The sequence below is a fragment of the Streptomyces sp. NPDC014727 genome, from assembly GCF_043083485.1.
In the GTDB taxonomy this organism is placed as follows: domain Bacteria; phylum Actinomycetota; class Actinomycetes; order Streptomycetales; family Streptomycetaceae; genus Streptomyces.
In genome coordinates this window covers 14,765-27,743 of sequence record NZ_JBIBYR010000051.1, presented here as the reverse complement: position 1 = coordinate 27,743, position 12,979 = coordinate 14,765, and the positions used below count along the sequence as shown (strand labels likewise).

The following is a 12,979-nucleotide window of genomic DNA, read 5'->3' as shown; positions in this document are numbered from 1 at the left end:
GCGCGCCGCTGGGGGGCGCCCCCCCCCCCCCCCCGCGGGCCGCCGCGTGTCCCCGGGCCGGGGGGGTGCCCCAAAACCCCCCCGGGGGCCCGCCCCCCCCGGCCCCCCCGGACCCGGGTCGATCACGGGGTGATGTGTCAGGCGGTCCGGGCCTGCGGTCGGTCGGCCCGTGCCGCCAGGTCCTGAAGCAGCGACAGGTCGGCGTGGTCGAGGCCGGCGATGATGTGCCGCCCGGGCCCTGCCGGTACGGGGATCAGCGACGGCACCAGCAGGATCGGGCAACCGGCCGCCTCCGCGGAGGCGGCCCCGACCGCGGTGTCCTCGACAGCGACACAGGCGTGCGGGGGCACCCCCAGCGCCGCGGCGGCGGCGAGGTAGGGGTCGGGGGCGGGCTTGGTGCGCGGGGTGTCCTCGACGGCGACCGTGACGCCGAAGCGGTACCGCCCGATGGTCGTCAGCACGGTGTCCACCACGGCGCGCGGGGAGGCGGACACCAGCGCGGTGGGGATGCGCGCCTCGCGGAGCGCGTCCACCAGCTCCAGGGCTCCGGGTCGCGGCACCACCTGCGCCGCGACCCGGTCCGCGAACTCCTTCAGGAGCTCGTCGGCGAGGTGCGCCGCGGGTGCCCGGCCGCCGGTGGTGCGGTGCAGGTGGCCCGCGGTGTGCTCCACGGATCGGCCGAGTACGTCAGGTGTGTCGGCCTCCCCGAGGGCGTATCCGAGGCCGTGGGCGACCGACTCGACGGCGTCCCACCAGACCCACTCGGTGTCCACCAGGGTGCCGTCCATGTCGAAGAGGACGGCCTGCAGGCGGACTGGCTCGGCGGTGTGTGGAGGCAAGGTCTGCTCTTCCGTTCAAAAGTGATGGAGCGTCAACGAATATTCTGTGCGGTGCGGCGGGAATCCACCAGCACCGGCCGGTCGGGGAGGGCCACGGAGACCGACGCACCCGCGCCGAGCGTGGCTGCCTCGGGTGTGGACAGGTCGGCCTTGATCTCACTGCCGTCGGCGAGCCGTACGGTCAGCCGGGTCATCGCGCCCAGGAAGGTCGCCGCCACCACCCTCGCCCCGCCGTCGGCGTCGGACCGCACGGCAACGGCCTCGGGCCGAACCAGCACGTCCAGCTCGGCGCCCGCCACCGCCCCGCCCGCCACCGGAAGCCGGCGGCCCAGCACCTCGACCTCGCCCTCGCCGGCCGCGCGGCCGGGCAGCCGGTTCATGGTGCCGACGAACTCGGCGACGAACGCGGTCGCCGGGTGCGCGTACAGCTCCTCGGGCGGGGCGCACTGCTCCAGCCGCCCGCCACGCATCACCGCCACCCGATCGGCCATCGACAGCGCCTCCTCCTGGTCGTGGGTGACGAAGAGGGTGGTAATGCCGAGGTCCTGCTGGAGCCGGCGGATCTCCTCGCGCAGCGTCAGCCGTACCTTGGCGTCCAGTGCCGACAGCGGCTCGTCCAGGAGCAGCACCCGCGGCCGCAGCGCCAGCGCACGTGCCAGCGCGACGCGCTGCTGCTGGCCGCCCGACAATTGGTGCGGGTAACGGTTGCCATGATCAGGCAGGCCGACCAGCTCCAGCAGCTCCGCCGCGCGGGCCCGCCGCTCGGCCGCGCCCGCCTTGCGGATCCGCAGCCCGAAGGCGACGTTGTCGCGGGCATTGAGGTGCGGGAAGAGACTGTACGACTGGAAGACCATGCCTGCGTCGCGGCGGTGCGCCGGCACCCGGGTGACGTCACGGCCGTCCACCAGTACCTGGCCGGATTCGGGCTGCTCGAAGCCCGCGAGCATCCGCAGCGCGGTGGTTTTGCCGCAGCCGGACGGGCCCAGCAGGGCGAGCAGTTCACCAGGCCGTACCGAGAGGCTCAGCCCGTCGAGAGCCATGGTGGTGCCGAAGAAACGGCGCAGTTCGACGAACTCCAGGGCGGCGCCGGTCTCCCGGGCCTCCGTCGGGGTCCGGTCGGTCGAGCCGAGGTCGGTCGTATGCGGATCGGTCATGCGGAGACGACCCCCTTCCGGGGAGTACGAGCGGTGCGGCGGCGCCCTCCGGCCGGCACGAGCAGCAGCAGGAGCAGCCAGGTGAGCAGCAGGCTGAGCACCGATACGGCCACCGACAGCTGGGCGTCGGCGCCTGCGATCCCGGCGATCCACACCGCGAAGGGCTGGAAGCCGAGCAGCTGCGCGACGGTGAACTCGCCGAGCACCAGGGCGAAAGTGAGGAAGGACGCGGCCAGCAGCGGCGCCCGCAGGTTGGGCAGTACCACCCGCAGCACCGCCTGCGGCCATCCGGCGCCGCAGTTCCGGGCGGCCTCCACCAGGGTGCGTACGTCGATCGTGCTCAGCCCGGCATCGAGCGCCCGGTGAACGAACGGCAGCGCCATCACCGTGTACGCGAGCACCAGTACCACAGGGAAGGCCGGGTTCTGGATGGCAACGAAGGTCGCGAAGAACGGGGTGCGCGCCAGGTGGTCGGGCGCCCACTTGAGGACGGTGCTGATCCCGGCTGTCAGCGCGACCGCGGGCACCACCAGCGGCAGTGAGCACACCACCTCGACCACCGGGCGCAACCGGGGCGCTCCCAGCCGTACCGCGAGCAGTGCGGGCACCACCAGGAGCAGCACCAGGGCGATGGTGGCGGCGGCCAGTTCGAGGGAGAGCAGCAGGCCGTCGCCGAAGCCCTCGGCGCCGATGATGCGGGTGTACGCGCCCAGAGTGAGACCCTGGCCGGGGACGTCCACGGTGAAGACCGCGGAGGCGGCCAGCGGCCCCAGGAAGTACAGCGCCGCGCCGGCAAGGACCAGGCCCCGCCAGACGCGCAGGCGGGTCAGTCGAGCCATCGGGCGCTCCGTCGCTGTAGGGGTCGGTACACCGCCATCACCAGACCGGCCACCAGGACCATGTCCAGGCTGAGCGCGAGCGCCGTATTGGTCTGACCGACCAGGACGTTGCCGGAGAGGGCGTCGGCGATCTGTAGGGTGACCAGCGGCACCGAGCTGCCGACCATGGCTGCGGCGGTCGCGTACGCGGCGAAGGCGGTGCCGAAGAGCAGCACCAGGCCGCCCAGCAGCGACGGGGCCAGCACGGGCAGTGCGACGTACCGCCAGTACTGCCAGGCGGTGGCGCCGTTGTTCTGCGCTGCTTCCCGCCACTGGACGCGCAGGCCGTCGAGCGCGGGCACGATGGTGAGCACCATCAGCGGGATCAGGAAGTACAGGTATGTGATCACCAGGCCCCAGAAGCTGTACAGGCTCCAGCCGTGTTCGGTCAGATGCAGGTGCTGTGTGATCACGCCGGCGTTGCCCAGGGTGGCGACGAAGGCGAAGGCGAGCGGCACTCCGCCGAAGTTGGCCAGCACCCCGGAGGCGGCGAGCACCGCCTCGCGCAGCGCTCGGAACCGGGCTGTGACCACGGCCTGCGCGAGCAGCAGCCCGAGCACCGCGCCTGCGCCTGCGGAGACGGCGGACAGTTTGACGCTGCCGCCCAGCGCGGTCAGGTACGCGCCGTGCAGCGAGGCGCTGAGGTTGGCAGTGGTGTAGTGCGAGGCGCCTGTCGTCGGGTCCTGCGCGGTGAACGCGCCGTTCAGCATGGCCAGCGCGGGGACGCCGAAGCACAGCGCGGTGAAGGCAAGCAGTGGTACGACCGCGAGCGCGGCCGCCGAGCGACGGCACGGTTGCGGGGCCGGGCGGGAGAGCCGGGATTCGGGCCGGGGCCCGGGCGGAGCCGGTTCCGTGCCCCGTACCTCGGCGTTCGGCCCCCCGCCGACGGGCACGACGGCGGGGAAGACGGTGACGGAGGAGTCGGCCATGGGCTGGGTCACCCGGCCACTGCCTTGCCCCAGCCCTGGGCCACGGCCTGCTTGGCCTTGTCCAGCTGGGCGTCGGTCGGGAAGGAGGGGGTGCCGCCGACCTGCGGCAGATGGGCGGCGGCCGCGCTGTCGACCGTGCCACTCCGCGTCATCGAGGGCATGAGCGCTGGGCGGGCGTTGATGGCCTGTGAGTAGTACTGGGCGTACTGGCCGTCGGTGGGGACGACCACCTTCCAGTCCACGCCCTTGCTGCGGAACTCGTCGGCGTAGCCGGCGTTGAGGTAGTCCCAGTCGACGCTGATCGGGGTCTCGCCCTTCTCGACCGTGGCCGGGGTGGTCTCCACCGGGTTGTAGTTGCCGGCCTTCTTGAGTTTCGCGAAGAAGTCCAGGCCGGGCTGGATGTCGTCGAAGGAGCCCTTGTTCGCCAAGGCTGCGGCGAAGACGCCCCCGAAGGCGGAGCCCGACTTGGTCGGATTGCCGTTCATGGCGACCTTGCCCTTGTACTGCGGCTTCAGCAGGTCGGCGAAGGACTGGGGGCATTCCTTGACGCGTTTGGTGTCGCAGCCGATCGAGACATAGCCGCCGTAGTCGTTGTACCAGCGGGCCTGGGTGTCGCGCTGCGTGGCCGGGATGTCGTCGAAGGCCGCGACCCGGTACGGGGCGAGCAGCCCCTGCTGCGCTGCGCTGAGCGCGAACGACTGGCCCAGGTCCACCACGTCCGGGGCGCGGTCCTGACCCTTGCGCGAGGTGATGGCGTTGATCTCGTCCTGGCTGGCGCCGTCCGGGTTCTCGTCGTCGACCTTGATGCCGTACTTCTTGGTGAATCCGTCGATCACGGCGCCGTAGTTGGCCCAGTCGCGGGGCAGGGCGATCGCGTTGAGCACGCCCTCCTTCTTGGCCGCCGCGACCAGTGCGTCCATACCACCGAGGTCCTGCGCCGAGGTGGCGGTGGCGGCGTGCGGGCCGCCCGTCCTGCCGGTCGTGATGGAGTCGGGTGCCGAGCCGCAGGCGGTGAGCGCGAGCGTGACTGCGGTCAGCATGCCGGCAAGACCGGCTGTTCGCGTAGAGAGCGGGTTCACAGGGTCTCCTGAGGGTGCATGAGCTGCCCGGAACACAGTGATCGGGCACTACCCGGCCCCAGGCAACTTGTCCAAACAAGATGTCCCAAGTACGTCGTAGCGCGATGACCTTTCGGTGAACGGAAAACAGATGCTCGCACTCGGCTTGAAGGCTCTTTGAGACGATGCGGGCCGCGTGGGGGTGCGCGTTTTGCTGTGTGCAGGACGAGCGTGCCCGACGCGGCGGAATCGCCTACCCTGTGGGCACACGCCGGTGGCGCGCAGAGCGGAGCCGGTATCGCGGATGAGAGGGCTGGGTGTGGCGGCACGGCATGAGCAGATCGCCGGCGAGCTGAGGGTTGCGATCGACCGCGGCGACTACCCGGTGGGGGGGCGGCTCCCGACCGAGGGCGAACTCGCCGAGCGGCACCAGGTATCCCGCGGCACCGTCCGCCAGGCGCTCGCGGCTCTGGTGGCCGAGGGACTGGTCGGCTCACGGCAGGGCACCCGACGGGTGGTGCTCGGCGCCCGCCGCAGCCAGAGCTTCACCGAACTGCGCAGCTTCGCTCAGTGGGCGCGGGCAGCCGGACACGAGGCCACCGGCAGCGTCGTCGAGACCACCCGGCGCCCGGCTTCCACCGAGGACGCGCTGCGCCTCCAACTCCCCACGGACGCAGAGGTGTTGTATGTCCTGCGGATGCGTGGCCTGGACGGACAGCCAGCCCTGCTTGAACGCACTGTCTACGCCAGCTGGATCGCGGACGCGGTCGAGCGTATCGAGCCCGACTGCGAGTCGGTCACCCAGCGGCTGCTCGACGAGGTGGGCGTGGTCTTCGCGCACGGCGAGCACGTCATCGACACACTCGCGGCGGGCACCCGCGACGCGGAACTGCTCGGCGTACGCCGCGGCAGCCCGCTGCTGCGGGTCCGCCGGGTGACCACCACTCACGCCGGCCGCCCCGTGGAGTGGTCCGACGACCGCTACCGGCCGGGTACGGTCACCTTCCGCATCCACAACTCCATCGGTGCCAACCCGCTCGTCCGCCAGCCCGGCGAATGACCGCGGCGTGGTCCTTCAGAGGCGGATGAGCCTTACGCTCCGTGTCGGCACGGTCGGTTGCTGCCATGGGGCACATGACCTGCGGTGGGCGTCGCACACGGGTAGCAGGATGCCAGACCGGTGGTTCGGGTAGCGGCTCGGTGGGGTTCGCAGACAGGCTGCCATACCCGGTGGTGCGGAACGCCGGGAGGACCGGGGCCCGGGACCGCCTGAGCCCACCGGGCGGCCCAGGCGGCCCGGTGGGCTCAGCGGTAGGTCACGACCAGGACGCGGCCACCAGCGAGCGTTCCGCAGCCGCCAGGTGCACGGCCGAGGCGAGCCAGGCCCTCGCGTAGGCGTCGGCCGAGGGGTCGGTCAGGCGGCCGAAGGTGTCGCGGGGGCGGCGGCCCGCCTCCGTTGTCAGGGCCTGTGCGAGGTGGGCCGCTCCGCCGAGCTCCGCCCGGGTCAGGCGGGCGGAGAGCGAGGCCGCGTCCGTCCCGCGGCCCGCCTCAGCCACGGCACGGCGACCGCCCGCGACGCCCGTCTCCAGCAGGCGCCGGACACGCCACAGCGGTGCCTCCGCCAGCGGGTCGGGGCCCACGGTGACCGGCCCGCAGGCCGCGGGTCCCGCCGTCCCGCGAGGAAAGTGCTCGCCCTGGAGCCGGTCGTAGCCCAGGTCGGCACGGCCCTTCCACGCGTCCGGCAGCCACAACGTGGCGGACGCCCCCGGCACCGGCCCGACCGCCAGCGACCGGAGCGTCGCCGCCCGGCCCAGGTCGGGCCGGCCGAGCACACGCAGGGCGAGCCCTGGGTGTTCGGCGATCCGGCGCAGGTTGGCGGCATGCGGCAGCTCCGGCTGGGGGTGTGCGGGGCGGAGCCGCAACAGCGGTCCCTCACCGGCGACGCGGACGACGACAGAGTCGCCGGCTGCACCGATCACCTCAACGTCGCAGCCCAGCAGACTCGGCGCCGTACTGCCGGGCCCGCCTGCCTCGGGCGCGCCGTCGGCGAGCACGGCGGCCATCGCCTCCTGCACCGGTCGGGTGAAGAGGGCGGCGGCGGGTTCCTCGGACCAGTCCACCCCGCGCAGTGGCGTCGCGCTGACCCCCCGCCCTGCCCCGAGGCGCCCGTCCGCGGAGACGGTCGCGCCGACGATCCGCAGACCCCCGCGCGCCAGCCCGGCGTGGTCGAGGACGGCACCGCCGAGCGCCACGGACGCGGACCCCGCGCCTTTCACGCGGGCGAGGCCACCGGGGCGCACGTCGGACACCGTGTATCCGGCGCCGTCCGAACCGACCAGGTGCGTGGTCACTCCGCCGTACCCCGTCGCGGACAGCACCGGCTCCCGGCACAGGCCGTACACCCGCAGGCTGCCGCCCTGTTCGTAGACCCGGCGCGCGAGGCCCGCCGCCTCCGTGTCGGCCGCTCCGGAGGCGAGCAGGGCGGTGCCGGCCAGCAGCTCACGGAAGGCTCCGGTGAGGTCGGCGAGACGTTGTCCCTCGCTCCGCTCCCGCGCGGCCCTCAGGCTCCGTACGACTCGCAGCGCGGACGCTTCGGCCCGCGGCAGCCCGGCCAGCCGCGCGGTGTGGGCGGCGCGGAGCAGCTCGGCCTGCACCACGGCGCCGCCCGCCGTGACGCCGGCGGAAAGGGCCTCGGCGGCGGCATCCCACAGCGCCGTGGCGGCAAGGACCTGCGCCGCGGTGAGGGCGGCCGACGCGACCGCCGTGGCCGCAACGTCGCCGGCGGGGGCGGTGGGTGCGGCCTCCTCGGGCCCCGCGCCCGTGTCGGAGGCTGTGCCCGAGCCTGCGGCCTTACCCGTACCCGAGTCGTCACCCCCGCCCGCGTCGCCCTCCCCACCGGCGATGGGTGCCGCGCCCAGGACCGCGGCCCGGTGCAGGCAGCGCGGGGCCAACAGGCAAGTGCACACGGCCTGTTCCGCGTTCGTGACCGTGCCGGACGGGCCTGGGCGCAGCGTGACCGTGGCGTCCTCGCCGAAGTGGACCTCGACCGCCTCGTCGGCCGTGGCGGAGGCCTGGTCGGCGCAGCCCGAGATCGCCGCGTCGAGTTTCTTGCGCAGCCGTGCGCTGAGCTGCTCCACGGCGTCGGCGAGGACGTCGGGGGCGACGGGAGGCAGGAGTTCGGTGCTCAACGGGGTTCTCCACGGAGGCGGTCGCCCACCCAGCGGGCGAGTTCGAGCGGGCTGAGGGCGGCCACCGGCATACCGGCCGCGACGAGTTGGCGCGCCACGGACACTGAGTAGCGCGGCGTGCCGGTGTCGTCGAGCGCCGCGCAGCCCAGCAGATGGGCGCCGGAGGACGCCAGGGCACGCACCTCGCCCAGCAGCCCGCCGAGCGGTGCGCCCTCCTCGAAGTCGCTGACCACGACGACGAGCGTGCGGCTCGGCACGGTGATCAGCGAATGCGCGTGCGCGAGACCGGCCGCGATGTGCGTACCACCGCCGACCCGGACCTCCAGCAGCAGCGACAGCGGGTCCTCGACCCGGTCGGTCAGGTCGATCACCTGTGTGGAGAAGGCCAGGAAGTTCGTGGACAGGGTCGGAACCCCGCCGAGGACCGCGGCCGTCAGCGCCGACCAGATCACCGACGCCTCCATCGATCCGGAGACATCGACGACGAGGACCAGGCGCCAGTCCGCCTCCTTGCTCGTCCGTGTGCTGAACAGCGGGCGCTCCGGTACGACGACGAGCCGGCCGTCCTCCGTCTGCCGGGTGTGGGCGAGATTGGCCCGCAGGGTACGGGCGAGGTCGAGGCGCCCGCCGGGTCGTCGGGTCGGGCGCGGGGTGGCCAGACCGGTGAGCGCCGGGCGCAGGCGGGTGGCCAGTTCCCGGGACAGTTCGTCGACGAGCCGTTTCACCAGCGGGCGCAGCCGGGCGAGTTGGGCCTCGGGCATGCCTCCGGCCAGGGACAGCACCGAACTGAGCAGCTCCACCGACGGGCGTACCGCCGCCGGATCGAGCTGCGCGAGCACGTCGGTGCGACCCGCGTCGGCGGCCTCCGCGAGGACCTCCTCGCGTACGTCGGTGCCGAAGAGGGCCTCCAGCTCCTGCGCCCACTCCCGAGCGGTGGGGAAGGACGGGTCCTGACCGCCGCCTTGACCTGGTGCGCCGCCGTCCAGGTCCTGGGCGCCTTCGCCGCGCCCGCGGCCATAGAGCTCGTCCAGGGCGTGGGCGTAGCGGCGCGCGTCGCCGGTGAGCCGTTCCTTGTGGCGGCCGAGCAGCAGCCGCCAGCGGTCGGCACGGCCGAGCCGTCGGTCCGCGTCGTCCGCGGCGGCGCTGTCCGCTGCGGGTGGGGGTGCGGGGCGGGGATTGTCGGCCGAGTCCGGGCCCGGGTCCGTTCCTGCGTCGGCGTTTGCGCCTGGCAGGCCCAGGGCCTTCAGCGCTGCCGTTCCGGCCGCGTCGGCCGCCGCCCACAGGGCGAGCAGCTCGGGCGGGGCGTCGAGTGACAGGTCGATCCGGTCGCCGAGCCGCTCCGTCACGGTGGTGAGTAGCCTGTCGCGCGCGGCCGGGGCCAGCGTGTCGAAGCCGCCGCGCAGGGCCGGGAGCCGGTCGAGGAAGTCCTGGTCGGCCAGGGTGTCGATCCGGTCCATGAGCGCGGCGAGCGCGTCCGGCGACGCCTGGAGCAGCGGACCGGCGGCGGTGAGCAGCCCGGCAAGACGCTTGGCCAGCGCCCGGCGCATGTCGGGGGCCGTGGCCCCGTCGATCCAGCCGGCCGTACGCTCGCCCAGCCCGGCCGCGTCGTCCAGGTCGAGCAGCACGCGTACGGCCAGGGCCGCGCCCTGGATGAGCGGGGAGCCCTCGGCCGCCAGCTCGGCGAGCGCCCGGTCCAGTCGCAGGCCCAGGTGACGGGCGGCCGTCCGGTCCGCCAGCGCCACCAGCGCCCCGGCGTCGGCGCCGCTGTCGCTCCCGGCGAGGCCGGGCAGGGACCGGACCGCGACCTCAAGGAGTTCCTCCGTGAGCGCGTCGGCCCTCTTGCGGGCGTCCTGCATCGTGCCGGGGTAGTGGCCGCGCCGCAGCCCGTCCAACAGGTCCAGGGCCTGGAGGAGCTCGGGCAGGTCGGCGCTGTCGGGCAGCACGGCGGAGGCCTCGTACAGGCGCGCGTCGACCAGTTCGGGCAGGCCGCAGCGCGCGGCGGCGGTCAACCCGGTGAGGATCTGGGCCGGGGTGGGGCCGCCCTCGGCGGCCTCGTGGCGCGCGGTCGTAGCGAGCGTGCCGGCAGCGGCCTGGGCGGCGGTCACCCCGCGCACGCCCGCGAGGTCGAGGCGCGCGGGCACGGACGGCGTCCACGTCAGACGCCATCTGGTGCCGAGCGCGGTGCCGTCGCCCGTGCTCGCCACGTCCAGGGGTTCGCCGTACGAGGTGCCGATCACCAGCAGCCGCTGGAGCAGCACTTCGCGGCGGCCGTCCAGCGGCGAACGGAGCGGGTCGAGGCGCAGGTCGCGGCGGTCGGGGTCGTCCGGTCGGGGCAGCCGCAGTTCCGCGAGCTCGGCCTCGACCGAGGGGCCGAGACCGGACCGGGGGGCGTGCGGGCTGATCCGGCCGCGTGCGGTGCCGACGAACACGGCCTGAAGCGCGCGGGCCAGGGCCCGGCCCCGGCCGAGGGGTTCGCCCTGGCCGAGGACGGTGGTGACGGCCTCCAGGAGTTCGCCGCGCCCGGGCGCGGGCAGTCCGCGCAGGGCGGCCAGGTCACAGGCCAGGCGCAGCGTCTCGGCTGCCTCGCCGGTTCCCGCGGTGTGACCGCCGCGGCGCATCTCGCGGCACAGGCCGGTCACCGCGTCGGCAGCCGCCTCCCGGATCCGTTCCGGATCGCCGGCGGCGGTGAGCACTGCCTGCTGCCACAACGGGTCGCGGATCCCGGCCGGGTAGCCGGACCGGGAGTCGAGCAGGTCGAAGGAGTACGGCACGAGGGAGGCCACCGCCGAGCCCTCGGTCGCCCCGGTGCCGTCTTCCCCAGACCTGCCAGCCGCCCAAGCCCCTGCCGTGTCCGGACCGGACCGCCACGTGCGGGGCCCCGCACCGCGCGGCCCGGCCTCGGACGGGACGGCCGCCCGCCCCGTAGCGCCGGAGACGCCCTCCGTCCCGGCCCCGGCCTCCGCTCTGCCATCCGCCTCCGTGGACGCGAGAAGCGCGGGTGCGTGGAAGGCGCCGATCACGGCTGCCACCCGGCGCCCGTCCGCCGAGGCAGTGGCGATCACCTGCCGCATCCGTTCCTCCCGCGCAAGGTCGGCGGCGGGTACGGCGGCGTCGGCGCGCAGGGCCCAGCCCACGCCCAGTGCGGCTCGGCGCACCGCGTCCGGGGCGCACCCCGGAGCCAGCACTTCCACCGCGCGGTCCCACAGGTCGTCACCGTCCCGGCCGGTCCCGGCGGCGGCGAGCGCCTCGGCGTACGAGCGCCGCACCCGCGCCGTCCCGTCGCCGGGAGCAGGGTCGCAACCGGCGTCGAGCGCACCCGCGGCGCCCAAGGGCGCATCGGCCTTCGGACGTACGGCCTCGCTCTCGTCCGGCTCGCGCACCGGCCCATGTGCCCCCGCCGACCAGCGCGGGTCGCCGAGGGGAAGGTCGCAGCACACGACCTCCGCCCCGCGGCTTCTGGCCCAGCGGACCGCAGCAAGCTCCGGTGAGAAGTCCGCGAACGGGTAGAACGAAAGCCGTCCCCCCTCGCCCGCCCCGGCCAGGGCGACCGGGGCGACGGTTTCGGGGTCCGCCAGGTGTTCCAGCCAGGGCTGGAAGTCGGTCGGCAGCTCGACGCAGACCACCTCCGCCCGCGCCTCTTCCAGCAGGGCGGGTACCACCGCGGCCAGCGCCGGGCTGTGGTGGCGCACTCCCAGCAGGTACGGCGCACGCGATGCGGCCAGTGCATCCACGGCCGTCCGTGGATCGGCGGTCGTCAACGCAGGCTCCCGCGCAGGTCCCAGAGCCGGCGCCACATCGCCGAGCCGTTCTCGGCGCGGCGGCGCACCGGGCCGTCCCAGTAGCCCAGCAGCCGTGCGTGGTCGGCGGGGTCGTCCTTGCGGACCACGCCGAGCAGATGTCCCGGCAGCAGGTCGAGCACATCCTCGCTGGGCAGGTAGGCGGCCGCGACCCCGAGCGACGCCGCCACCTGGACAGCCTCGGCGGTGGACATGACCGTGCCCGGCCGCTCCACGTCCCAGCCCTCGGTGGAGCGGCCGGAGCGCAGGTCGCGGAAGACGGTGACGAGGGCGTCGAGAACGGCGTCATCGACGGCGAAGGCCGCGCCCGCCCGCTGCACGGCGGCGACAGCCTGGTGGCGGATCAGGACCGCCTCGGCGTCGGCGTCTGCGATCGGGTCGACGGTCTCGAAGTTGAAACGGCGCTTCAGCGCGGCCGACATCTCGGAGACGCCCCGGTCGCGCAGGTTGGCGGTGGCGATGACGGTGAAGCCGGGGGCGGCGCGGACGGCCGCGTCCTCGGTGGCGGTCAGCTCGGGTACGCTGATCCGCCGGTCGGACAGGATGGAGACGAGGGCGTCCTGAACCTCGGGCAGACAGCGGGTGATCTCCTCGACCCGCACCACCCGTCCGGCCCGCATGGCGGCGAGGACCGGGGAGTCCACCAGGGCCTGCGGGGTGGGGCCCTGGGCCAGCAGCAGGGCGTAGTTCCAGCCGTAGCGGAACGCGTCCTCGGTGGTGCCCGCCGTGCCCTGCACTGTCAGGGCGCTGGTCCCGCTGACAGCGGCCGCGAGCAGCTCCGACAGCATCGACTTGGCCGTACCGGGCTCACCGGTGAGCAGCAGCCCGCGCTCTCCGGCGAGGGTGACCACGCAGCGTTCGACCAGCGCGCGCTCACCGACGAACTTCGGGGCGATCGCCAGCTTCGACGGCAGACCGGCGCGACGCCGGGGCAGGGCCAGCTCCACGCCGTCGCTGCCGCAGACGAACGTGACCACCGCGCGAGGGGTGAGCGCCCAGCCGGGCGGCCGCGGGCCGGGGTCCTGGACGGCGAGGAAGGCGAGTTCGGCGGCGTGGCGCTCCTCGGCCGGCTGGCCCTGCCGGACGGGTGCGGTTTGTTCGGTGACGGTCATGCGGGTTTCCTTCGTCATGGTTCG

9 protein-coding genes are annotated in these 12,979 nt (G+C 74.2%); 1 reads left to right on the top strand and 8 read right to left on the bottom strand.

The window, feature by feature from the left end:
- Positions 1-137: 137 nt before the first annotated feature.
- From ACF1B9_RS36935 to ACF1B9_RS36915, 5 genes are all read right to left on the bottom strand, one after another.
- Positions 138-839, bottom strand: a complete 702-nt coding sequence (locus tag ACF1B9_RS36935; RefSeq protein ID WP_391746661.1) for an HAD family hydrolase — start codon at positions 837-839, stop codon at positions 138-140.
- A 32-nt stretch (positions 840-871) separates the two neighbouring features.
- Positions 872-1,879: an ABC transporter ATP-binding protein gene (locus tag ACF1B9_RS36930; protein ID WP_391746674.1), complete on the bottom strand. Its 1,008-nt coding sequence runs from the start codon at positions 1,877-1,879 to the stop codon at positions 872-874.
- A 110-nt stretch (positions 1,880-1,989) separates the two neighbouring features.
- Entirely contained in the window at positions 1,990-2,823 is an 834-nt protein-coding gene (locus tag ACF1B9_RS36925; protein ID WP_391746675.1) for an ABC transporter permease, read from the bottom strand.
- On the bottom strand, positions 2,820-3,812 hold the full coding sequence (locus ACF1B9_RS36920; RefSeq protein WP_391746662.1) for an ABC transporter permease: 993 nt from the start codon (positions 3,810-3,812) through the stop codon (positions 2,820-2,822). The genes ACF1B9_RS36925 and ACF1B9_RS36920 overlap by 4 nt, the downstream gene beginning before the upstream one ends.
- Complete coding sequence (locus tag ACF1B9_RS36915) at positions 3,809-4,840, bottom strand: ABC transporter substrate-binding protein (RefSeq protein WP_391746663.1); 1,032 nt, start codon at positions 4,838-4,840, stop codon at positions 3,809-3,811. The genes ACF1B9_RS36920 and ACF1B9_RS36915 overlap by 4 nt, the downstream gene beginning before the upstream one ends.
- Positions 4,841-5,177: 337 nt before the next feature.
- Between ACF1B9_RS36915 and ACF1B9_RS36910 the strand changes: the two genes are divergently transcribed.
- Positions 5,178-5,918: a GntR family transcriptional regulator gene (locus ACF1B9_RS36910; RefSeq protein ID WP_391746664.1), complete on the top strand. Its 741-nt coding sequence runs from the start codon at positions 5,178-5,180 to the stop codon at positions 5,916-5,918.
- 256 nt (positions 5,919-6,174) lie between these two features.
- Here the strand turns inward: ACF1B9_RS36910 and ACF1B9_RS36905 are convergent, their stop codons facing one another.
- Genes ACF1B9_RS36905 through ACF1B9_RS36895 form a run of 3 tightly spaced genes read right to left on the bottom strand, consistent with a single transcriptional unit; the run spans position 6,175 to position 12,955 of the window.
- Positions 6,175-8,046, bottom strand: coding sequence for a hypothetical protein (locus tag ACF1B9_RS36905; protein WP_391746665.1), 1,872 nt, complete (start codon positions 8,044-8,046; stop codon positions 6,175-6,177).
- Complete coding sequence (locus ACF1B9_RS36900) at positions 8,043-11,804, bottom strand: DUF5682 family protein (protein WP_391746666.1); 3,762 nt, start codon at positions 11,802-11,804, stop codon at positions 8,043-8,045. Before ACF1B9_RS36900 ends, ACF1B9_RS36905 begins: the two co-directional genes overlap by 4 nt.
- Positions 11,801-12,955: an AAA family ATPase gene (locus ACF1B9_RS36895; RefSeq protein WP_391746667.1), complete on the bottom strand. Its 1,155-nt coding sequence runs from the start codon at positions 12,953-12,955 to the stop codon at positions 11,801-11,803. Before ACF1B9_RS36895 ends, ACF1B9_RS36900 begins: the two co-directional genes overlap by 4 nt.
- Positions 12,956-12,979 lie beyond the last annotated feature (24 nt).